The following is a 21,974-nucleotide window of genomic DNA, read 5'->3' on the forward strand; positions in this document are numbered from 1 at the left end:
AAACCATCGCTCTTGATAATAACAATGAAAGAGGATGATATTGTGAATAAATCTCAATTAATCGATCAAATCGCAGCTGATGCTGACATTTCTAAAGCGGCTGCAGGTCGTGCACTAGATTCATTCATCGAATCTGTATCTGGCGCGCTAAAAGATGGCGACTCAGTTGCACTTGTAGGTTTTGGTACTTTCTCAGTACGTGAACGTGCTGCACGTTCAGGCCGTAACCCGCAAACTGGTGAAACTATCCAAATTGCTGCTGCAACTATTCCAGCTTTCAAAGCCGGTAAAGCGCTTAAAGACGCAGTAAACTAATCACTGTTTTAAACACATTAGTTATGGCGAGTGTAAAGTTACTGATTCACTTCAACAGATGAGTTAAGTAACTTTTCCGCCAGTTACTTCAAGTGAAAAAGCGTATCTGGTAAGATACGCTTTTTTTACATGTGACAAGGTAAAATACCTTGATCAAAAAGAGATAAACAAATGCTTGAGAAAATCAGAGAAGGTTCGCAAGGACCTGTAGCCAAAATAATTTTAGGCGCGGTGATTTTATCTTTTGCCTTAGCAGGGATCGGTAGTTACTTAGGTCAAACCACAGAACAACCCGTTGCTGAAGTAAATGGAATTAAAATTAGTCAAACCGATTTTAACCGTGCTTACCAAAATGAACGTAGCCGTTTAGAGCAACAATTTGGTGAATACTTTACACAAATTGCAGCTGATCCAAATTACATGGCACAAATTCGTCAAGGTGTAATTGACCGCTTAGTACAACAAGAATTGCAATCACAGCTAGCGGCTGATTTAGGCCTTCGCGTAAGCGACGAAAGTGTACGTAAAACAATTTTAGAATTACCGTACTTTCAAATTGGTGAAAAATTTAATAACGACCGTTACCTACAAGTAATTCGTCAAATGAATTTTCAACCAGATGCTTTTCGTGAATATTTACGTAAAGATATGACACGTAGCCAGGTAGTATCTGCTGTTGCAGGTACAGACTTTGCCCTAGAGAGCGAGCTGAAAAGCGCAATTGCTCTTCAGCAGCAAACTCGTAGTATTGATTACGTAGTTGTAAACAAAGAGGCACTTGCCGCGAATGTTGAAGTATCAGATCAAGAAGTATCTGATTACTATGACCTAAACGCATCTCAATTTTTATCTCCAGAGCTTATCTCAGTAAGTTACATTGAGCTTAAAGCAGCAGATATCAATGTTGAATCGGTAACCGAGGATGACGTTAAAGCGTATTACGAGCAAAACAAAGCACAATACGTTGAGCCAGAAAAGCGTCGCGTATCGCATATCTTAATTGATAACAGCGAAGACGATGATGCAGCAAAAGAAAAAGCTAACGCGCTACACGCTCAACTTGAGCAAGGTGCAGATTTTGCAGAGCTTGCTGAGTCATCGTCTGACGATATCGTTAGTGGTGAAATGGGCGGCGATCTTGAGTGGATTGAGCGTGACGTAATGGACCCTGCATTTGAAGACGCGGCTTTCGCGCTTGAAAATAAAGGTGATATTTCTGACGTTGTTACTTCTGAGTTTGGTTATCACATAATTAAACTTACTGATATTCAACCACAACAAGTTAAAGCGTATGACGATGTTAAAGCTGACTTACGTGCTGAATTAGAACAAGCTGAAAAAATAGATGCATTTTATGAAAAGCAAACTGAAATGGGTGCACTTGCATTTGAAATTTCAGACCGCTTAGATGATGCTGCAGAAGTTGCTGAAGTGGAAGTTAAATCTACACCTCTTTTAGCACTTAATGCTCTACCAGAGCCGTTAAACAGCCCTGCAGTTGTTACAGCATTAACATCAGTTGATTTACTTGAAGATAAAGTAAATTCTGAAGTTATTGAGCTTGGCGATGAGCATGCAATCATTGTTCGTATTAACGAGCACAAAGCTGCTGCTACTAAGCCGCTGGATGAAGTAAGTGAGGAAATTAAAGCGCGTTTAGTTAATGAAAAATCATCTGAGCTTGCTAAAGAAAAGGCACGTAGCTTATTTGCAGAAGTACAAGCAGGTAAGAGCTTAAACGATGTTGCTAACGAGCAAAGCTTAACACTTCGCCAAGAAGCTAAGTTAACACGTCAAAGCTACACTGTTTCACCTGCTATTGTGACTCAAGCTTTTAAAATGGCTCACCCAGCGGATTCTGCGGTAGTCGATCTCGTTAATTTAAATAATGGTGATGCAGCAATTGTTGCGCTTAAGTCGGTAACAGATGCACAAGTTGCAGCTAATATTGACCCTCAAGCAAAACAAAGCATTACTATGGCGCAAGCTAATAAAAACTACATGGTATTTATTGAAGCGCTTAAAGCCAATGCTGAGCTTAACTTACCAACGGCTACACAAACTGTTGAGTAATTAATTTTAGCTCATAAAGAAAGGCGCTTTTAAAGCGCCTTTTTTATTGTCTTTTAATTACCTCTGGCAATAAACTCAATCCGATTGCCGCTAGGCTCTCTTATCATCATATGTTGGGTTGGGCCGCTACCTAGGTTTTCGGGTGCAAACTCTATAATAATATTATTTTGCATTTTTAAGTGTTCATGTAGCTCGCTTAACTTTTTGATACTTTCAACACTGAGTGCTAAATGGTGTAAGCCCACATTTTCTGCTCGATTAAACTCCACACGTTTTGCATCGTTTTTCACGCGCCATAATGTAATGGTTATTTTATTGTTTGATAAAAAATAAGCAGGATAGGCTGGGTCATTTCCTAGCGTTTTAAAGCCAAGTACATCAGTAAAAAATGCTTCGGATGCATCTAAGTTTGATACGGTTAAACCTAAATGATCAACGCCACCAACCCAATTCGTATCAGCAATAGCTGAGGCTGATAGTAGGAGTAATGGGGAAAGGCTAAGTAGTAACTTTTGTTTAAGCATGAGACCTCTTGTTAATTAAATACAATTAACAAGAAGACCTAGTTAAATACGGTTACCTTACAAAAAAGTTAGGTATTTATAATCTGCTTTAGCAGCTTAATAAACGCTGCGTTACTTTTGATTGAGGGTTTTGAAAAACATCTTCAGTAGGACCGTATTCAACCACTTCGCCTTTATCAAGTACAACTACAAAATCACTAATGTGACGTACTAAACTTAAATGATGAGTGATCATCACATACGTAAGGCCTGTATCGCGCTGCAGCTTAAGTAACAAGTTTACTATTTGCGCCCGTATAGAGGGATCTAAAGACGAAACAGCTTCATCAAGTACAATCACCTTAGGATCTAAAATTAATGCACGAGAAAACGCTACACGCTGTAACTGCCCCACGCTAAACATATGCGGGTAGTAGTGTTTATGATCGATTAACAAACCCACCTTAGAAAGCGTTGCATCAATCTTTTCAGTGCGTTCACTAGCATCAAGCTCAGTATTATATTGCAGGCAATCATCAAGCATTTCGCCAATGGTTAAGCCCGGGTTGAGCGATGCAGCTGAATCTTGAAAAATCATACGAATATGGCGACATTGATTATCGCGTACGCCATTATCTTCGATAATATTATTCTCGAGCAAAATTTGCCCGCTATCAGCGCTATCAGCTCCTGAAAGTAGTTTTGCCAACGTACTTTTACCTGCGCCTGTTTCGCCAATTATGGCAATGCTTTCACCTTTACCTACGCAAAATGAAATGTTTTTAAGGACTTCAAACTTTTTACGTGAAAAAAGCCCAGCTCGTACATTAAAGGTTTTACAAAGCGCTTGTACTTTTAACAGTGGCTGCATTACTTCATGTCCTTAATTAACGGGAAGTGACACGCATAACTATGCCCATGATGCTTAGTCAGGGCTGGCGTAACAACACAGGCTTTTTGTGCTTGTGGGCAACGCGGCCCAAGGCGACAGCCAATAGGCAAATGTTGCAAAGTAGGGATAGTCCCTTTAAGCGCATAAAAAGGTTCTTTATGTGCTAAGCCTTGCTCGTAGTCTGGCAAGCTTTTTAGTAATGCTTGCGTGTATGGATGGCGAGGCTGTTTGAATATTTCATGGGTTGGGCCTGCTTCAACCATTTGCCCGCAATATAAAACATGAATGCCATGCGACCAATGTGCAATCTCTTCAAGTTCATGAGAGATCATTAAAATAGACATATTTTTAAGTTGGTTTAAGCTTTTTAGTAATCTAAATACTTGTGCGCGAGTTGTGCTCTCAAGCGCTGTAGTTGGCTCATCTGCTATCAATAGCTTTGGAGTGCGGGCAATGGCCATTGCAATCATTACTTTTTGACATACGCCTTCTGAGAGCTCATGAGGGTAACTACTTAGTACTGCTTCGTGGTTTTTAATGCCCACTTTATGAATAAGCGCTTTTACTCTGTCTTTTCTCTCGCGGTTGCGCTTTAAAAAGAAACCTTTAGTTGCGACCTCTGGGAGTGTTTCGGCAATTTGGTCAAATATTTTAGCGGTTGGGTCAAGGCAGCGACTTGGATCTTGATAGATCATCGCTATATCTTGGCTTACTATTTTACGGCGTTTCTCTGGGCTTAAACGCATTAAGTCTACGCCGCGCCAATGAATACGGTCGGCAGTAATGTCCCAGCGTTCGTTCAATACACCAATAATCGCTTTTGCTATTAGGCTTTTACCAGAGCCAGACTCGCCTACAAGCGCATGTACTTCGCCTTCTTTTAAGCTAAAGCTCACTCTGTCTACGGCTCTAATTACAGTTTCAGAGGTACGTAGTTCAATTGTTAAGTTACGAACATCGAGTAATTGCATTTAATCAGCCTTACGTGCTTTTAGCACTTGTCGCAGGCCATCGCCTACTAAATTAGTAGATAACACGGCTAAAAATAACAGCACACCAGGTAGTGCTACAGTCCACGGCGCTAAATAAATAAGGCCCAGATTTTCGGCTAATATTGCGCCCCATTCGGTCGTTGGTGGTTGAGCCCCTAATTTTAAAAATCCCAGTGCTGAAATATCTAATATCGCGGTAGAAAGCGCCATCGTGAATATAACCACAATATGCTCATAAATATTAGGGAAAATACCGCGCGATATTATATGCCAATTAGATGCGCCATCGAGTCTAAACGCAGTAATGTAATCTTTACTTAATTCATCAACAATTAGGTTGCGCACCGAGTGAATAAACTGCGGTAGTAACGCTAAAATAATTGCCCATACGGTATTCATTAAACCAGGGCCGAGTATGGCGATTATTATTATGGCCAATAACAAAGAAGGAATAGAAAGTGTTATATCAAGCAAATGATTTAAAAAGCTTGAACGCAACCCTTTACTGATCCCTGCAAAAGTCCCCACTAATACACCAAACAGGGTCGTGATTAGGGCAGCTACAACAGAAAGTCCAAATGTATATGTTGCACCATTCATTAAGCGCGAAAGTACATCACGGCCTAAATCATCGGTGCCTAAAATAAAGCGTACATCGCCCATTTCTCGCCATGAGGGCGGTATGAGTAGTGCATCACTATGCTGTTGGTTTACACCATAGGGCGCTAAAAAAGGAGCGGTGGCGGCCAATAATGCAAACGCCATAAATATCCATAAACCAACCAAAGCTGGGTGATTGTTTTTAAATTTGCGCCAAAATCGCGCAAGTGGCGATTTATTCGACTCTTCAGAAAATAAATTAAACTTTGCCATGGGCCTGATTCCGCGAGAGTGGATCGAATAAAGTGTAAGTAAGCTCAGCAGTAATAGAGGCTAAAATAACAAATAAAGACACCGCCATTAATCCACCTTGAATTGCAGGAAAATCACGCTGATAAATACTATCGATTAACCATCGGCCAATACCCGGCCAAGAAAAAATAACTTCAGTAATCATCGCAAGTGTTATCAAGGTGCTAAATTGCAAACCAATTTGCTTAATTACCGGTAGTAGTGCATTACGCAGTGCATGGTGCATGATAAGTTGACGGCGGTTAAGGCCTTTTGCCCTAGCTGTTTTAATAAAGTTTTGATCCATTACCTTAAGCATAGACTCGCGAGTAAAGCGCACTAATACCGTGGTTGGATACATGGCCAGTACAATAGTAGGGAGTGTTAAATGGCGCAGCGCATCAACAAAGGCCATTCCTTTATATGGAAATCCAGCTAGAGCAATATCAATTAATATAAACCCTGTACTGGCGGGTATTTCGTAAAGGAGGCCCATTCTGCCCGACATAGGAAACCAGCCAAGCTTTAATGAAAAAACCATTATTAACAACAATGCTAGCCAAAACACAGGCATTGAATAACCTACCATAGTGACAGAGTTTATAAGTTTGTCGGGCCAGCGTTTATGATAGCCGGAGCCTAAAATGCCAGTAGGTACACCAATAACAACCGATACAATTAATGCATATACGCTTAGCTCTAAAGTAGCCGGTAGTAAGTCAATAATATGGCTAAACACGCTGTTACCAGAGGCAAATGAAAGCCCCCAATCGCCTTGAAATATTCTCCCTAAAAAGGCAATGTATTGCATAAAGTAATTGCTGTTGTATAAATATTTATCCTCAAGCTCACTATGCTGTGCAAAGTTACCACTTGGTATGCCACTTAAATTACTTAGCGGATCACCGGGAAATAAATACGCCAGTGAAAACGTAAATACGCTGAGCATTAGTATCATAAAAAAGAACAAACCAAGGCGACGTAAAATATAATCTAAGATCATTATTTCTTCCTCGCATTAGCAAGCGAAATAGCACCAAACGGGCCAAGTGTTATGCCTTCCACATCAGCGCTACTTGCTTGAAAGCGCAAGCCATGAGCAATAGGTAATAACGGCAACTCTTTAATAATTAAGCTTTGTGCATCTTCGTAGTATTTTTTACGTTTGTTTAAATCAGTGGTGTCTAGTGCTTTAGTAAGCAATAAATCAAATTGGGGATTGCACCAGTTTGCAGGGTTTTTGCCACTAAAAGTAGCGGTGCAACTCAGCAGCGGGCTAAAAAAGTTATCAGGGTCGGGTGTATCTGCGGCCCAACCAAGTAATACACTGTCGTGCCTATGCTCGCCAATACGTTGAATAAACGTATTCCACTCATATTCTACAATACTGACGTTAACGCCTACTTTGCGTAAATCACTTTGCATAAGCTCAGCCATTTTACGTGCGTTGGGGTTATAAATACGACTCACAGGCATAGCCCATATCGTCATATCAAAGCCATTAGGCAACCCTGCTTCAATAAGTAACTTTTTAGCAAGTTCTGGATCAAACGTAGGTATATCTTCTTGTGGCTCAAATGCCCAAGAGGTTGGCGGCAAAATAGATTGTGCGCGAGTACCGTTACCGTAATAAACCGCCTGCATTATTTTATCTACATCTATTGCGTGCGCAAGCGCTTGGCGTACGCGTAAGTCGTCAAACGGGGCACGCTCTGTATTAAATGCCCAATAACCTATGTTTAAGTTTGTTTCTTTTTCGACGTTTATATCATCACGTTGCGCTAAAATGCTCAATTGTGCACTACTTGGATGAGCCGTTACATCGCACTCTTTAGTCAGCATTTTTGCTATGCGCGTAGTGCCATTAGGGGTTATATCGTAAACCAATTGCTCAAGTGCAACGTCATGCTTCCAATAAAGTGGGTTACGGTAAAAGCGCACAAGATGATCTCGGCGGTATTCTTTATAAATATACGGGCCGGTGCCAATAGGGTACTGATCAAATAAGTTTTTTTGATTATTTTTCTTAAGTTTCATGGCGTATTCTTCTGAAAGCACCACGGCAAAGTCGGTAGCCATATTAGCTAAAAAGCTGCTTTCAGGATTAAACAATTCAAAACGGACTTGGTAGTCAGACACGCGCACAATTTTGCGAATAAGTTGATCAATTCCTACACTTTGAAAATACGGGTAATCGGCATCGCCCACAAAGTGATATGGATTATATACATCGAATAATCGGCTAAAGGTGAATATAACGTCGTCGGCGTTAAAGTCCCGCGATGGGGTAAAATAAGAAGTTGTATGAAACTTTACATCTTTACGCAGGGTAAAGGTAACCGATTTACCATCTTTGCTAATTTTCCAATCGGTCGCCAGCTCACTTTGAAACTCTGCCGTAACAGGATCAATGCTAATTAAGCGGTCGTATAATTGGTTAGCAATTATATCAATAGTTGAACCGGTGGTCGTGACTTGCGGATTAAACGACACAGGGTTAGCTTCAGCGCAATAAACTAAGCCTTGGTTTTTTTCTTCTATGATTTCTTCTTTGCTATCAAGGCAACCAACTAAAGTGGTGGTAAGCAAAACAAGTAATAATTTATGCACCCGCATAACCTCTGACTATTGTTGATCCAACAAGTTGTATTTTTTAAGATAACCACGTAATTGATGATACGTTAAACCAAGTACTTCTGCAGTTTTCTTTTGATTAAATTGGCTATGTTCGAGTGCTTTATTAATCATGTTTATTTCAAAGTCGTTTGAACGCTCTTTTAAGCTGCACGGGAATTGAATATCAACGGCTGAATCATTGCTTGTTTGAGTAATCGGCGGCGCAACAACAATAGGCTCTGCATTAACAGTTTGAGCTGCTATAGGTGCTTTAATACGCGCTTTTGGTCTAAATGGGCTATCGAATGGGTCTAAAATAATCTGGTGAACGGGAATATGTTCACTACCGTGGCGATACAAACTGCGTTCAACCACATTTTTAAGTTCACGAATATTACCAGGCCAGTCATAACTAAGCAGCGTTTCTGTTGCGCTTCGGGTAAAACCGCTGAACAGTTCCCACTCTAAATCGCGCGCCATATTCATCGCAAACTGCTCAGCAAGAAGCATAATATCGTCTTGGCGTTCGCGCAGTGGTGGTAGGGTAATTACATCAAAGGCAAGGCGATCGAGTAAATCACTTCTAAATTCACCTTGCTCGGCCAAATAAGGAAGATCTTCGTTTGTCGCACACACTAAGCGGGTATCTACTTTTACAGTTTGTTTGCCGCCAACACGTTCAAACTCACCGTATTCTATAACGCGCAGCAGTTTTTCTTGTACCATAGCTGAGGTATTAGCTAATTCATCTAAAAACAGTGTGCCGCTGTTAGCGCGTTCAAAACGACCTTCGTGACGTTTACTTGCCCCCGTAAAAGCACCGCTTTCGTGGCCAAATAACTCACTTTCGAGTAGGTTTTCGTTAAGCGCTGCACAGTTAAGCTTTACATAGTTTTGATCCCAGCGTTTTGATAAAAAGTGTAAGCGTGCTGCTATTAGCTCTTTACCTGTGCCGCGTTCACCAATAATAAGTACCGGTTTATCTAAATTAGCCAGTTGCGATACCTGATCTAATACAGACAGAAAGCTATCTGATTGGCCGAGTAAATTATCCTGTTGGCGATATTGGCTCATATTTCCTAACTCTTGGTCATTTTTACTAACAGTTAGTGTATTTCATAATTAGGGATAACTAAAGAAATTTGTATATTTAGTTTAACGTAATGAAAATAAAGTGTATTTTAACTTTTAAAAAGTTGGCAAGCATATTGATACTAGTTATAGCAGACTAACTAAGTTTTAATTACAGAGGTAAATGTTATGGGAATTTTTTCACGTTTTGCAGATATTGTTAATTCTAATATCAACGCCATTTTAGATAAAGCAGAAGACCCAGAAAAAATGGTTCGTCTGATTATTCAAGAAATGGAAGATACGCTTGTTGAAGTACGTTCTACATCAGCTAAAACATTGGCTGAGAAAAAAGAAATTGTACGCCGCTTAGATACACTTAAAGCGCAGGTAAGTGATTGGCAAGATAAAGCCGAACTGGCTTTAAGTAAAGACCGCGACGATTTAGCGCGTTCAGCCTTACTTGAAAAGCAAAAGTCGGCAGATGCAGTTGCTTCAGTAACTAGTGAACTTGAACATGTAGAGTCTCATATTGAGAAATTACAGCAAGAAGTAACGACGCTACAAGAAAAGCTAGCAGATGCTAAATCTCGTCAAAAAGCAATTATACTTCGCCAACGTTCGGCTGAGTCGCGCCTTGAAGTGAAAAAGACACTTGATAGCTCAAAAGTAGAAGAAGCACTTAACCGCTTTGAACGTTACGAAACCAAAATTGATGGACTAGAATCTCAAATTGAGTCGTACGATTTAGGTAAAAAGACGTTAGCGGATGAAATTGCTAACCTACAAAAAAATGAAAAGATAGATGATGAGCTAGCCGAACTTAAAAAGAAGTTAGCTGATAAATAATTACATATAAAAATATATGGGGCCCATGTGCCCCATTGCTTAAAAACATCAAAACGGATTGTCAGGAGAGGATTATGTTTGATCCAGAGATATTAGTTGCACCATTTATCTTGTTTATGATTTTTGTTGCTCCGCTGTGGCTAATTTTGCACTACCGTAGCAAGAAACAAGTAAGCCAAGGTTTAAGTGAGCACGAACATCGCCAATTACTTGAGCTTGCACACAAAGCTGAAAAAATGGCTGATCGATTAGAAACACTTGAAGCATTGCTTGATCAAGAGTCACCACAATGGAGACGCAAAGTATGAGTGCCAAACGCGAATTATTAAGAGACCCACAACGCGGTAAAATAGCCGGAGTATGTGCGGGATTAAGTGACTACTTTAATATGGAGTTATGGTTAGTTCGCATTATATTTGTTAGTGCGGTACTGCTAACGGGTGGCCCATTATTTGTGGTAGCGTATATTGCAGCCTGGTTCATTTTAGATAAAAAAGAGCCCGCAACAGCGCAAACAAAAAGCTCAACTAAAACTGACGATCCGCTAGAAGTGAAATTTAAAGTATGGCAAAAAGGCGAGCCGCCGCGCCGCGCATTGCAAGACTTAAAAGAGCGTTTAACGCGTGTAGATACTCGCCTTCAAGATATGGAGCGCCATGTAACTTCAAGCGAGTTTACGGTGAGCCGTGAAATTAACAAACTTTAAAGGATTTAATAGCACCTTATTTGCAGCGTGATAAATTACGGCAAATTAGGTGCAAGACACTTTATGAGCCAATCATTTGCAAAAAAGACCTTTAAAAGCATTAAAGGCAAAGCACAAAAAGCCCTTCATCGCAGTTTAGACCAACACGTAAAGCTTGCCGTAACTGGCCTAAGTGGTAGTGGTAAAACTGCCTTTATTACCGCGCTTGTTAAACACTTAACAACCCAAGCGGACGATAAAAACTTACCTTTTTTTGATGTAATGCGCGAGCACCGCCATGTGGCCACTAAAGTTGTGCCGCAAGAGGCGTTAAAAGTCCCTACGTTTAATTATACCCGCGCGCTAAATTCATTATTACCAAGCGATGGGGTGCCTACATGGCCTGCATCAACCGAGTGGATTAATACTCTGCGCTTAGCAATAAAGTATCAGAGTAATGCAGGGCTGCGCGGCCACTTTTCGCCGCAAACAACGCTTTATTTAGATATTATTGACTACCCGGGTGAATGGCTCCTTGATTTACCTATGCTTGAGCAAAGCTATTCTCAATGGTGCGAGCAGCAATATCCGTTATTAACTCAGCCTTCGCGCGTAAACACATCAAGTGATTTTTTAATGGCCGTTGAGCAACTTGACTTAAACGCTCCCGTTGATGAAAACGCACTTGCTCATATTGCTCAGCTTTATCAAAGCATGTTAGTCGGGCTTAAAAAAGACACCAAACTTGCCATGTTACAACCTGGGCGCATGCTAATGCCTGGCGACCTACAAGGCGCGCCATTGTTATTGTTTTTTCCGGTATCGGGTGAAATAAACAGTGATGATGTCGTTGCGGGTTCTAATTTAGCGCATTTAATTAAGCGTTTTAACGCCTATATAAAAGAAGTCGTAAAACCATTTTATAATGAGCATTTTAGGCACTTCGATCGCCAAATCGTACTTGTAGATGTACTTAGTGCTTTAAACGAAGGGCACGAAACACTCCAAGAGCAAAGCAGTGTAATAAACCAATTACTCGCACATTTTAACTATGGTGAGTCGGGCTTTTTTAAACGTTTATTTAAGCCAAACATAGACAAAATATTATTTGCAGCTAATAAGTCAGATCACATAAGTGCAAAACACCATAAAGATTTAGCACTACTACTTGATTCGCTCGTGCATGAGCAAAGTAATCATTTAAAGTTTGATGGTGTAAAAATAGAAACCATGGCTATGTCGTCAATCACAGCAACGCAGCCGCGCCAAGTTACCGACAAAGGCCAAACGCTTGACTGTATTTATGGTAAACCATTACACGAACCTGATTGGCTTACGTATTTACCGCCGCAACCTCCCTCGCGGATGCTTAATAAAAATGAGTGGCCAGCACAGGGATTTGAGTTTTTATCGTTCTCTCCAATGCCGAGCCCCGATAAACAACTAAAACATATTAGATTAGATCATGTCATGCAGTACCTGCTAGGAGACAAATTAACATGAGTGAGTCAAACCAACCATTTCAAGCAGGGCGTCGTATAGATACGCAAAGCATTGAGCAAAACGAACCCGTTTTAGCACCTGCAAAAATTATTCAGCACGGGCAAAGTGATTACGAAGAACTAGAAGATGAAGCACTAGAGCCAGAAATAGATCTAGAGCCTGTATATAAAAAGTCGAAGTGGCAAACACTTAAAGGTGTTTTTGCTATTAGTTTTATAGTGCTGGTGCTTTTAGAGTTTGCGTACTCGTTAGTATTTGCTTTCGAGCAGTCAATTATTTTAGGCAGTGTTTATTTAACCGCAGTTGTAAGTGGCGTGTTGCTAATAGGGCGCTTATTGTGGCGAGAGTACCGAATGCTGCGCAGTTTAAAGCGTAACCAACTGCACCGAGTTGAAGCCGACAGGCTTTTAAACAGCGAGCAAGTAGGCGGTGCATTACCTTGGCTCGAAAAGCTCAATAAACACCAGGAGCTTGATAACTTTGAAACCTTTAAAAACCAAGTAGCGATGCATCACAGCGACAAAGAAATAATGACGCTGTACGCCAACAGTTTATTAATAACCCAAGACACCAAAGCTAAAAAGCTTATAAATCGGTTTGCGACTGAATCCGCACTGCTAGTTGCCCTAAGCCCACTTGCGCTGGTGGATATGATGGCTGTGCTTTGGCGCGGTACTAAGTTAATAGAACAAATTGGTAAAATTTACGGCATTGGTTTTGGTTACGCGAGCCGCATTAAGCTTTACCGTATGTTGATAAAACAAGTTATGTTTGTAGGCAGTGCTGAGCTTGTATCTGACCTTGCTGCAACTGCACTAAGTGCTGAGCTTTTAGGTAAGCTTTCGGGGCGGGCAGCGCAAGGGGTCAGCGCCGGTATTTTTACAGCGCGTATTGGTTACAAAGCAATGGAGCTTAGTCGCCCATTACCACGGCTTGAAAACAAACGCAGCTTGTTAAAAGGCACTGTGCAAAGCATCGCAGGTAAAATTATGAGCCGTAAAAAGGCGGAACCAACGCAGTAAAATACGAGGGCGTGTTGATCTTTGATGGTTGAATTTGCAGCAGTGTGTTTGGTATTTAGGCAAGGCAGAGCCTATGAAGTGTGGTTATTCCCCATAAATAGGCGATAACGCAGCATAAATGCCAAACATGCGCTGCCCGTTGGGTTCTTTCTAGGGACGATAAACTCTTTGTTGCTCGGTTTTTACTTAGCCCACTAGGTTACAAACCTCGCGCCGCGATTTAATCGCCCCTAGATTGAACAAATTTCAATCCGCAAAGGTCAACACGCCCTGGTGGCAATATTTGTGTACAAACGTGCGCTGCACGGTTTTTACACAAATAGCCATCTGAGCATCCGGCATGCTTGCTGTTTGTAAGCGCATACGTTTTGATTGTTGAATCGCAAAAACATAATAATCAAAAAAATGAGCCTACAATGAGCAAGCATCATATAAACACCCAGTGTATTCACGGACCACAAAAAGCAAACGACCCGCACGGCGCACTCACTTCTCCTTTGTATCAAACCTCTACCTTTCATTTTGAAAATGCCGCACAAGGTGCTGCGCGTTTTGCAGGCGACGAACCTGGCTATATTTATACGCGCTTAGGAAACCCTACAACCACAGAGCTTGAACAAAAAGTTGCTCAACTAGAGAGCTGTGAAGCAGCTGCTGCAACCGCAACAGGTATGGGGGCCGTATCTGCCTCAGTACTGAGCTTTTTATCGCAAGGAGATCACCTTGTTGCCTCAAGTGCTTTGTATGGTTGTACCTTTGCGTTTTTCTCGCACATGTTGCCGCGCTGGGGAATCGAAGTCACCTTTGTTGATATGACCAATGAGGACGAACTACGCGCTGCCATCAAACCTAATTCAAAAATGATATTTGTAGAAACGCCAATCAACCCCACTATGGCGGTTATTGATTTGGCACTCATTGGCGCAGTTGCTAAAGAGCACAACTTAATTAGTGTGGTCGACAACACCTTTTTAACGCCGCTACTGCAATCACCTAAAAAATACGGTATCGACATTATAATACACAGTGCGACCAAGTACTTAAACGGCCACGGAGACGTAGTCGCGGGTATTGTATGTGGATCGCTTGAGCACATAACACATATTAAAATGACCGTATTAAAAGATATTGGTGCAACCATAAGCCCGCACGACGCATGGCTAATTAATCGAGGCCTAAAAACACTCGCTATTAGAATAGAGCGCCATTGTCAAAGCGCACAAACGATAGCGCAATATCTAGAAGCGCATCCACAAGTAAGCACCGTATATTACCCGGGGCTTAAATCGCACCCAGGTTATAAGTTTATTGGTAACCAAATGAAAGCTGCTGGTGGTGTTATTGCGTTTGAAATAAAAGGCACACTACAAGATGGCGCACAATTTATTGATAGTATGAAACTTTGTACACTTGCAGTAAGCCTCGGCGACGCTGAAACACTAATTCAGCATCCTGCATCTATGACTCACTCGCCTTATACGCCAGAGGAGCGAGCTGCCGCTGGAATAAGTGATGGGCTGATCAGACTCTCGGTTGGGCTTGAAGATGTTAACGACATTATTAGTGATTTAGACCAAGCTTTTACTAAAATTGGTTAGGTGTATTTAATTGTATACACTTAAAAATAAGCTGCAGGCCTTTATTTAAAGGTCTGTATTTTTAATGTGCCACAGGTGTAATTTTAACTTTACGATTCAAGTGATCGTGCTAAATACTGATGTTAGCCTATCTATTAAACTTTTCTTCACTTTTGCATAGTATGGGGTCATTCGATATTCATTAGGTTTGAGTATCACACTGACACCGATTTAGGGCTCACACCCAAGAAGGTACTTATGGCTAAAGCAAGTAAATACACATCCAAAACACCAGACGAAAATGGTGTTATACACTGGAGTGATGAAGAAAATAAAATTTGGTCTGAGCTTGTAGCGCGCCAACTTGCATGCATTGAAGGCAAAGCCTGCAACGAGTACATGCAAGGGTTAAAAAAGATTAACCTGCCGCACGACCGTATTCCGCAGTTAAGCGAACTAAACGAAGTGTTACTAGCCACTACCGGTTGGCAAGTTGCACCAGTACCTGCGCTTATCGACTTTGATGAGTTTTTTAGATTACTGGCAAACAAGCAGTTTCCGGTAGCTACATTTATTCGTAGCCGCGAAGAATTTGACTACCTACAAGAGCCAGATATTTTTCATGAAATATTTGGCCATTGCGCCATGCTAACTAACCCTGACTTTGCCGAGTTTACGCATAAGTACGGGCAATTAGGTTACGCAGCGCAGAAAAAGGACCGTGTATACCTTGCGCGTATATACTGGTTTACGGTTGAATTTGGTTTAATGCAAACCGAACATGGCCTGCGTATTTACGGCGGCGGCATTTTATCAAGCCCAGGAGAGACTCAGTATGTATACTCAAATACGCCAGAAATTAGCCCAATGAACGTGCTTGATGTACTGCGTACGCCGTACCGTATTGATATTATGCAACCACAGTACTACACAATAAATTCGATTCATGATCTGTTTGATATATCACAAATGGATATTATGACTTTGGTTGAGCGAGCTAAAGAGCTTGGTTTGCACGACCCAAAATTTCCACCAAAAGAAAAATTAGCCAGTTAAATATTAATGCTAAAAAAGCTAAAAGTAAGGATTTAGAATGTCTTCATTAAGTGCACAAAAATGCGAAGCCTGTCATGTAGATGCGCCAAAAGTATCTGACGAAGAGTTAGCGCAATTAATTACTAAAATCCCAGACTGGGTACCAGAAGTACGCGACGGCATTATGCAGCTTGAACGTGTTTATAAATTTAAAAACTTTAAACAGGCTATCGCGTTTACTAACAAAGTAGGCGACATGGCAGAAGACGAAGGCCACCACCCAGGTTTATTAACCGAGTGGGGCAAAGTAACGGTTACATGGTGGAGCCATTCAATTAAAGGCCTACACAAAAACGACTTTATTTGCGCAGCTAAAACAGACGACGTATTTAACGCGCTGTAATTAAAAGTATTAATTGAGCAAACCCAAAAGCACTTATTTTTATAAGTGCTTTTTTAGTTTTGGGAGGTTTTTCCGTAGGTTGGATTGAGTGAAACGAAATCCTATGGCTAATTAATGCGTTTTAATTAAACTTTATTTTTATATAGACGTTTATGCTTTATTGTGGGACCTGATTTTAATATTTAGCTTTTTACTAAATAAAAAAGTCTATTTTCAATCCAAGGAAAGATAATGAATAGCAAAATGAAAATATATATAGGTTTATCCACATTAGTAATTATTACATCTTTAGTGATAATTTCCTTCATAACCTATTTCGGAATAGGCTATGCAAAAACGATTTCTGATTGGGGAGCTACGGGGGACTTCTTTGGAGGGATACTTAACCCCATATTATCTTTTTCAACAGTACTCTTATTAATATTTCCTTTAAGAATGCAGCTTAAGGAGCTTAGTCTTACCAGGGAAGAAATGACTCTTAACAGAGAGGAGATGACCTTAACTAGAGAAGAACATAAGAAATCGAGAGTGTCACAAGAGTCACAGCAAGCGGTTTCTTATCAATTGCTCAACGAGGAAAAGAGTAACCAACTTTTAAAGTTGATTGAGAAGGAAGAGAATAAAATAGAGCAGTGCTTGAATTGGCAATATACAGCTAACTTAAAGCTTGGTGATTTGAGTGAGTCTAGATTACGTACAGCAATCGATAGTATACAGCCATCCGCTAAAGCGAATAGTTTAAAAGCTAATGTACTCCTTTTAGAAAATGCATTTATAAATAAAGTTAAACTAGTAACACTATTTGCTGAGATAAATGATGGTGAATTCAGGAGTTATCTGGTTGAAAGTGTTTTAGATCAATTAAATTACTTATTTGAAGTTAAGCATTTTTTCAAAGGCTCAGAAAGATCCTCTTGGTTAGTGGGCGCTTTGGATGGTTTAGAAAAACATGCCGAAAGATCATATTATATTAGGAGTATTGTCAATTATAAGAGTTTATTAAGCGATTAAAATTTGCAGGTGTAATTGACTATATTTTAATCTGACGTAGATAAGTAATCGTTTAAAGAAAAGCCCTAAACCCAAAGGACTTAGCGCTTTTCTATATACAATTAAAGTTCAGCTAAAACACTTAACTTCAAAGTATCGTTGGGTTTTGTTTCACTCAACCCAACCGACTGTTACTCATCAATTGAGCGTAGTAGGGCGTTAATGCCTACTTTTTCACGTGTTTGTTGATCTACTTTTTTCACGATAATTGCAGCGTAAAGGCTGTGGGTGCCATCTTTTGACGGTAGTGCGCCTGGTACAACTACTGCGCCTGCTGGTACGCGGCCGTAGTGAATTTCGCCAGTTTCGCGGTCATAAATACGGGTGCTTTGGCTGATGTAAACGCCCATTGAAATTACCGCGCCTTCTTCAACAATTACGCCTTCAACAATTTCAGAACGTGCGCCAATAAAGCAGTTGTCTTCAATGATGGTTGGGTTAGCTTGTAGAGGCTCTAAAACGCCGCCTATGCCAACGCCACCTGATAAATGTACGTTCTTACCAATTTGTGCACACGAGCCTACAGTCGCCCATGTATCAACCATGGTGCCGTCGTCAACGTATGCGCCAATATTTACGTACGATGGCATAAGTACAACGTTTTTACCTACAAAGCTGCCTTTACGCGCTACTGCGTTTGGTACTACGCGCATACCACCTTGCTGAAATTGCTCTGGCGTGTAGTCGCTAAATTTAAGTGGTACTTTGTCGTAAAATTGGTTTACGCCGTCGTTCATTGGTTGGTTGTCGCGAATACGAAACGACAGTAATACTGCTTTTTTAAGCCACTGGTGTACAACCCATTCACCTGATATTTTTTCGGCAACGCGTGCTGCGCCGCTATCAAGTAAATCAAGTGCGTCGATAATGGCTTGCTTTACGTCGCTAGATACTGTGCTTGGGCTAATGCTATCGCGGTTGTCCCATGCGTTTTCGATCATCGTTTTTAAATCTGACATGTGTGTCCTCTATTCTGTTTCGGCGTTGAATTTTTTACGTAATGCCTGATGAATTTTTGCTTGCTCTTCATCAGTCAGCGCTTGGTATTCGTTATTAGATACAACAAAGAAATCCTCGGCACGTTCACCTACCGTTGTAATACGGGCAGCGTGAATGTGTAGTAAATGCGCTTGGAAAACTTCGGCTATTTTGGTTAGTAAACCTTGTATATCGACGGCTTGAATTTCTATTAAGCTACGGTCTTTGCGTGCATGTGGGCGCAACACAATTTTAGGTTTAATATTAAAATCTTTAAAGCGTTGAGAGCGGCTCTTTTTAAAGCGAATCTTTTTACGCGGATCGCTTAGTGCTTGCTCAAGCCCGCGTTTAATTGATTGCGCTCGACCGCTCGCTATAGGGTCGCCACTTACTTCAAGTATTACAAAGCTAAACAGGACGTAACCGTCTTTTGTGGTCAGTACTTGCGCGTGCTGTATTTGTGCTTTTTTAGAGCCAATTACACTCACTAATCTTGCAAATAGTGCTCCAGAGTAAGGGCTGTATACAAATACTTGTGTACCACCATGCATTGCTTTGTTAGATACAATTACACTGGGTTGGCTTAAATCGGTGCTGCTTAATAAATGCTCACTTTGCCACGATATTTGTTGTTCGCTAAAGGCGGTAAAGTAGTTGGCTTTAAAGCGACTCCAAATTAAATCAATTTTATTCTCAGGGTAACCTAAGTTGAGTAGACGTTGTTTAGCTTGGTGCTTTTTATCGCGAATTTGGTCGCGTTGATCCATTGGGTTTTCAAGCCCTAAGCGTAATGCGCGCTGCGTGTGCAAGTACAATTCACGCAGTAGGGTGTTTTTCCAATCGTTCCATAAGTTGTCATTAGTTGCACGTATGTCGGCAACGGTTAAACAATATAAATAGTCGAGTTGGCGCTCTGTTTTAATACGTGTTGCAAAGTCTTTTATTACAGCAGGGTCGTTAATGTCTTTACGCTGCGCGGTAACCGACATAAGTAAATGGTTACTTACAAGCCATGCGACTAATTTCGAATCAGAGGATGAAAAACCATGTAATTTAGCAAAGGCTATAGCATCAACAGCGCCAAGTTCTGAGTGATCTCCCCCTCGGCCTTTAGCAATGTCGTGAAATATACCGGCTAAATAAAGTAGCTCTGGTTTGTCCATTCGAGTGACTATTTCACTACAAATAGGAAACTCGCTAATGCCTGTTTTATCAAAGTATTCGTAAATATTTTTGATTAATTTGTGAGTATGCTCATCTACGGTGTAGGCGTGAAACAAATCGAACTGCATTTGTCCAAATATATTACGCCACTGCGGTAAGTAGGCGGCAAGCATGCCGTGCTTGTGCATAAGCGTAAATGCGCGGCCCATACCATTAGGGTGTTTAACTAAGCGTAAAAAGGCTTCACGACAGGCTGCATAATCTTGTAAATCCCCCAATAAACGACGGCGTACTTGGCGAATTGTACGAATAGTGCTTGGGTAAATATGCGTTATTGTAGGGTTGTCTGCTATGTGCTCAAACAATACAAAAAGTTGGTCACGTCTAAAAAATACAGATGGATCTTTTACGCGTATTTGATGACCCACTTGCTCAAAGTTTCTGTCGAGTACTATCACCGTTTTTTCACTACTTTCGGGCATGATACTTTGCTCAAAGTATGAAAGTAGCATTTGGTTAAGTTCACGAACGCGGCTCATTATTCTAAATAAGCGCTTCATCATACGCTCAACAGAGGCTTTACCGTCGCTACCAAAACCTAAAATTTCGGCGGCTTGTGGTTGATGATCAAACAATAAGCGGTTTTCAGCCCGACCTGCAGCTAGATGCAGTGCAAAGCGAATATTCCATAGGTTTTCTAGGCACTCTGAAAGCTCTTGAAACTCTTCATGGGTTAAGTAGCCGTGACTTATTAACTCTTGCAGAGTTTCGGTTCTAAAGTGCTTTTTTGCAACCCAAATAATGGTTTGCAAGTCGCGCAGGCCACCGGGGTTTTCTTTAATGTTTGGCTCAAGATTATACGCGGTGCCGTGGCACTTTTTGTGACGTAAGTTTTGCTCTTGAACTTTGGCAGTAAAAAACTCACCGGAGCGCCATACGGGTGTTTCTAGAATATGCGTTTTGAGTTTTTCAAACTCAATATGATTACCAAAAATAAGGCGGCTTTCAAGTAAGCTGGTGGCAAAAGTAACGTCTTCACGTTTTTGCTCAATGGCTTGTTCTATCGTGCGCACGCTGTGGCCAATCTCTAAGTTGAGATCCCATAGCATGGTGACAAACTGGCCTATTTTTTCGCATATTTCTTCGCTTGGCGGTTTAGTTACAAGCAATAAAAAGTCGATGTCGGAGTAGGGATGTAGCTCGCCACGTCCGTATCCGCCTACTGCTATTAATGCTAAATCAGGTTCGCGCGCTAAGTCGTAAACATGAAAAAGCTTAATTAGTAGGCGGTCAATAAACTCAGCCCGGGCATTAATTAAATTCCCAACCGGTTGTTTAGAAAATTCGTTATGTAACCATTTATAAAAATAGCTAGAACAATCGCGATAATCACTAAGTTGCTCTGCATCGCTGAGCAACTTTTTTACTTTGTTGGGTAATGCCACGTGGGCTGGCTCCTAATTTCTTATTTATTATTAGTGTTCTATGATCCTGTCGATAGTATCATCTGATCGTAGCGTTAAAATTTCAACACCATTTTCAGTCACTAATAAAGTATGTTCCCACTGTGCAGACAAGCTGCGGTCGCGAGTTACTACAGTCCAATCATCTTTAAGTAGCTTACATTGGCGTTTACCCGCATTAACCATTGGCTCAATTGTTAAGCACATGCCCGCTTTTAAAGTTTCGCCAGTGCCCGCTTTACCGTAATGCATTACTTGTGGTTCTTCATGAAATCCTGCGCCAATACCGTGGCCGCAATATTCACGAACAATAGAGTAATTAAAACTTTCTGCATATTTTTGAATAGCTGAGCCAATATCACCTAAGCGCACACCAGGTTTTACCATTTTAATAGCAAGGTATAAGCTTTCTTGTGTTACTTCGGCAAGACGCTTAGCTTGGGTGTTTGGTGTACCAACGTGGAACATTTTAGAAGTATCGCCGTGGTAGCCATCTTTAATGACAGTGACGTCAATATTTACGCTGTCGCCTTCTTTTAATGCTTTGTCATTTGGAATTCCGTGACAAATAACATGATTAACTGACGTACAAACTGATTTTGGAAAGCCATGATAATTTAACGGAGCAGGGATTGCTTGTTGCACATTAACAATATAATCATGACAAAGTGTATTTAGCTCATCGGTGGTAACACCCGGCACTACATGAGGGCCGATCATTTCAAGTACATCGGCCGCTAAGCGCCCAGCTACGCGCATTTTCTCTATTTCTTCAGGGGTCTTGATAATAGCGCTCATTGAGGCTCCAAAGTTGAGTTTCTAACATTTATCGCCGAACAAATTTTGCACGCGACGTTGAGTATTTAATTTTAATATGGTATAAAGCGCGCCG

Annotated in this window: 21 protein-coding genes; 11 read left to right on the forward strand and 10 right to left on the reverse strand. The window is 41.0% G+C overall.

What is annotated here, in order from left to right; all coding sequences use genetic code 11:
- Positions 1-24 precede the first annotated feature (24 nt).
- Both H5087_RS10660 and H5087_RS10665 read left to right on the forward strand, forming a co-directional pair.
- On the forward strand, positions 25-315 hold the full coding sequence (locus H5087_RS10660; protein ID WP_158000827.1) for an HU family DNA-binding protein: 291 nt from the start codon (positions 25-27) through the stop codon (positions 313-315).
- 171 nt (positions 316-486) lie between these two features.
- Positions 487-2,388 (forward strand): SurA N-terminal domain-containing protein, encoded by a 1,902-nt coding sequence (locus H5087_RS10665; protein ID WP_182672006.1) that lies wholly within the window; start codon positions 487-489, stop codon positions 2,386-2,388.
- Positions 2,389-2,441: 53 nt separating this feature from the next.
- Here H5087_RS10665 and H5087_RS10670 read toward each other — a convergent pair whose 3' ends face one another.
- From H5087_RS10670 to pspF, 7 genes are all read right to left on the reverse strand, one after another.
- Complete coding sequence (locus H5087_RS10670) at positions 2,442-2,912, reverse strand: VOC family protein (protein ID WP_182672007.1); 471 nt, start codon at positions 2,910-2,912, stop codon at positions 2,442-2,444.
- An 88-nt stretch (positions 2,913-3,000) separates the two neighbouring features.
- Positions 3,001-3,762 carry an ATP-binding cassette domain-containing protein gene (locus H5087_RS10675; RefSeq protein ID WP_002958339.1) on the reverse strand — a complete coding sequence of 254 codons (762 nt, stop codon included), beginning with the start codon at positions 3,760-3,762 and terminating at the stop codon, positions 3,001-3,003.
- Complete coding sequence (locus H5087_RS10680) at positions 3,762-4,754, reverse strand: oligopeptide/dipeptide ABC transporter ATP-binding protein (protein WP_002958338.1); 993 nt, start codon at positions 4,752-4,754, stop codon at positions 3,762-3,764. The genes H5087_RS10675 and H5087_RS10680 overlap by 1 nt, the downstream gene beginning before the upstream one ends.
- Entirely contained in the window at positions 4,755-5,648 is an 894-nt protein-coding gene (locus H5087_RS10685; RefSeq protein WP_002958337.1) for an ABC transporter permease subunit, read from the reverse strand.
- On the reverse strand, positions 5,635-6,669 hold the full coding sequence (locus H5087_RS10690) for an ABC transporter permease subunit (RefSeq protein ID WP_002958336.1): 1,035 nt from the start codon (positions 6,667-6,669) through the stop codon (positions 5,635-5,637). Before H5087_RS10690 ends, H5087_RS10685 begins: the two co-directional genes overlap by 14 nt.
- Positions 6,669-8,276, reverse strand: a complete 1,608-nt coding sequence (locus tag H5087_RS10695; RefSeq protein ID WP_024596506.1) for an ABC transporter substrate-binding protein — start codon at positions 8,274-8,276, stop codon at positions 6,669-6,671. The genes H5087_RS10690 and H5087_RS10695 overlap by 1 nt, the downstream gene beginning before the upstream one ends.
- A 15-nt stretch (positions 8,277-8,291) precedes the next feature.
- A complete protein-coding gene (gene pspF, locus H5087_RS10700) occupies positions 8,292-9,356 on the reverse strand; it encodes a phage shock protein operon transcriptional activator (protein ID WP_010553754.1) in 1,065 nt (354 codons plus the stop codon).
- Positions 9,357-9,542: 186 nt separating this feature from the next.
- On the opposite strand from pspF, the gene pspA reads away from it, so the two are divergent.
- The 9 genes from pspA to H5087_RS10745 all read left to right on the forward strand — a co-directional run bounded on the left by pspA (position 9,543) and on the right by H5087_RS10745 (position 17,438).
- Positions 9,543-10,202: a phage shock protein PspA gene (gene pspA / locus H5087_RS10705; protein ID WP_182672008.1), complete on the forward strand. Its 660-nt coding sequence runs from the start codon at positions 9,543-9,545 to the stop codon at positions 10,200-10,202.
- Positions 10,203-10,276: 74 nt separating this feature from the next.
- Positions 10,277-10,510, forward strand: coding sequence for an envelope stress response membrane protein PspB (gene pspB, locus H5087_RS10710; RefSeq protein ID WP_024596504.1), 234 nt, complete (start codon positions 10,277-10,279; stop codon positions 10,508-10,510).
- Positions 10,507-10,908: an envelope stress response membrane protein PspC gene (gene pspC, locus H5087_RS10715; RefSeq protein ID WP_024596503.1), complete on the forward strand. Its 402-nt coding sequence runs from the start codon at positions 10,507-10,509 to the stop codon at positions 10,906-10,908. The genes pspB and pspC overlap by 4 nt, the downstream gene beginning before the upstream one ends.
- Positions 10,909-10,971: 63 nt before the next feature.
- Positions 10,972-12,390 (forward strand): YcjX family protein, encoded by a 1,419-nt coding sequence (locus H5087_RS10720; RefSeq protein ID WP_182672009.1) that lies wholly within the window; start codon positions 10,972-10,974, stop codon positions 12,388-12,390.
- Positions 12,387-13,412, forward strand: a complete 1,026-nt coding sequence (locus H5087_RS10725; protein WP_182672010.1) for a TIGR01620 family protein — start codon at positions 12,387-12,389, stop codon at positions 13,410-13,412. Before H5087_RS10720 ends, H5087_RS10725 begins: the two co-directional genes overlap by 4 nt.
- Before the next feature lie 416 nt (positions 13,413-13,828).
- The gene (megL, locus tag H5087_RS10730; protein ID WP_182672011.1) at positions 13,829-15,010 is read left to right on the forward strand and encodes a methionine gamma-lyase; all 1,182 of its coding nucleotides are present in this window, start codon (positions 13,829-13,831) and stop codon (positions 15,008-15,010) included.
- A 237-nt stretch (positions 15,011-15,247) separates the two neighbouring features.
- Entirely contained in the window at positions 15,248-16,045 is a 798-nt protein-coding gene (gene phhA / locus H5087_RS10735) for a phenylalanine 4-monooxygenase (RefSeq protein WP_182672012.1), read from the forward strand.
- Positions 16,046-16,082: 37 nt separating this feature from the next.
- Entirely contained in the window at positions 16,083-16,427 is a 345-nt protein-coding gene (locus H5087_RS10740) for a 4a-hydroxytetrahydrobiopterin dehydratase (protein ID WP_002958326.1), read from the forward strand.
- A 231-nt stretch (positions 16,428-16,658) separates the two neighbouring features.
- Positions 16,659-17,438 (forward strand): hypothetical protein, encoded by a 780-nt coding sequence (locus H5087_RS10745; protein ID WP_182672013.1) that lies wholly within the window; start codon positions 16,659-16,661, stop codon positions 17,436-17,438.
- Positions 17,439-17,608: 170 nt separating this feature from the next.
- On the opposite strand, the gene dapD is transcribed toward H5087_RS10745, so the two are convergent.
- The 3 genes from dapD to map are packed head-to-tail and all read right to left on the reverse strand — an operon-like array spanning position 17,609 to position 21,880.
- On the reverse strand, positions 17,609-18,436 hold the full coding sequence (dapD, locus tag H5087_RS10750; RefSeq protein WP_138584315.1) for a 2,3,4,5-tetrahydropyridine-2,6-dicarboxylate N-succinyltransferase: 828 nt from the start codon (positions 18,434-18,436) through the stop codon (positions 17,609-17,611).
- Positions 18,437-18,445: 9 nt separating this feature from the next.
- Entirely contained in the window at positions 18,446-21,064 is a 2,619-nt protein-coding gene (gene glnD / locus H5087_RS10755; protein WP_182672014.1) for a [protein-PII] uridylyltransferase, read from the reverse strand.
- 30 nt (positions 21,065-21,094) lie between these two features.
- Positions 21,095-21,880: a type I methionyl aminopeptidase gene (gene map, locus H5087_RS10760; RefSeq protein ID WP_182672015.1), complete on the reverse strand. Its 786-nt coding sequence runs from the start codon at positions 21,878-21,880 to the stop codon at positions 21,095-21,097.
- Positions 21,881-21,974 lie beyond the last annotated feature (94 nt).

It is taken from the genome of Pseudoalteromonas sp. SR43-7, assembly GCF_014163785.1.
In the GTDB taxonomy this organism is placed as follows: domain Bacteria; phylum Pseudomonadota; class Gammaproteobacteria; order Enterobacterales; family Alteromonadaceae; genus Pseudoalteromonas; species Pseudoalteromonas distincta.

Bases quoted from the DNA above. Each gene is read 5' to 3' on its own strand.
- H5087_RS10660 (WP_158000827.1), top strand. From the start codon at position 25: ATGAAAGAGGATGATATTGTGAATAAATCTCAATTAATCGATCAAATC.
- H5087_RS10665 (WP_182672006.1), top strand. From the start codon at position 487: ATGCTTGAGAAAATCAGAGAAGGTTCGCAAGGACCTGTAGCCAAAATA.
- H5087_RS10670 (WP_182672007.1), bottom strand. From the start codon at position 2,912: ATGCTTAAACAAAAGTTACTACTTAGCCTTTCCCCATTACTCCTACTA.
- H5087_RS10675 (WP_002958339.1), bottom strand. From the start codon at position 3,762: ATGCAGCCACTGTTAAAAGTACAAGCGCTTTGTAAAACCTTTAATGTA.
- H5087_RS10680 (WP_002958338.1), bottom strand. From the start codon at position 4,754: ATGCAATTACTCGATGTTCGTAACTTAACAATTGAACTACGTACCTCT.
- H5087_RS10685 (WP_002958337.1), bottom strand. From the start codon at position 5,648: ATGGCAAAGTTTAATTTATTTTCTGAAGAGTCGAATAAATCGCCACTT.
- H5087_RS10690 (WP_002958336.1), bottom strand. From the start codon at position 6,669: ATGATCTTAGATTATATTTTACGTCGCCTTGGTTTGTTCTTTTTTATG.
- pspF (WP_010553754.1), bottom strand. From the start codon at position 9,356: ATGAGCCAATATCGCCAACAGGATAATTTACTCGGCCAATCAGATAGC.
- pspA (WP_182672008.1), top strand. From the start codon at position 9,543: ATGGGAATTTTTTCACGTTTTGCAGATATTGTTAATTCTAATATCAAC.
- pspB (WP_024596504.1), top strand. From the start codon at position 10,277: ATGTTTGATCCAGAGATATTAGTTGCACCATTTATCTTGTTTATGATT.
- pspC (WP_024596503.1), top strand. From the start codon at position 10,507: ATGAGTGCCAAACGCGAATTATTAAGAGACCCACAACGCGGTAAAATA.
- H5087_RS10720 (WP_182672009.1), top strand. From the start codon at position 10,972: ATGAGCCAATCATTTGCAAAAAAGACCTTTAAAAGCATTAAAGGCAAA.
- H5087_RS10725 (WP_182672010.1), top strand. From the start codon at position 12,387: ATGAGTGAGTCAAACCAACCATTTCAAGCAGGGCGTCGTATAGATACG.
- megL (WP_182672011.1), top strand. From the start codon at position 13,829: ATGAGCAAGCATCATATAAACACCCAGTGTATTCACGGACCACAAAAA.
- phhA (WP_182672012.1), top strand. From the start codon at position 15,248: ATGGCTAAAGCAAGTAAATACACATCCAAAACACCAGACGAAAATGGT.
- H5087_RS10740 (WP_002958326.1), top strand. From the start codon at position 16,083: ATGTCTTCATTAAGTGCACAAAAATGCGAAGCCTGTCATGTAGATGCG.
- H5087_RS10745 (WP_182672013.1), top strand. From the start codon at position 16,659: ATGAATAGCAAAATGAAAATATATATAGGTTTATCCACATTAGTAATT.
- dapD (WP_138584315.1), bottom strand. From the start codon at position 18,436: ATGTCAGATTTAAAAACGATGATCGAAAACGCATGGGACAACCGCGAT.
- map (WP_182672015.1), bottom strand. From the start codon at position 21,880: ATGAGCGCTATTATCAAGACCCCTGAAGAAATAGAGAAAATGCGCGTA.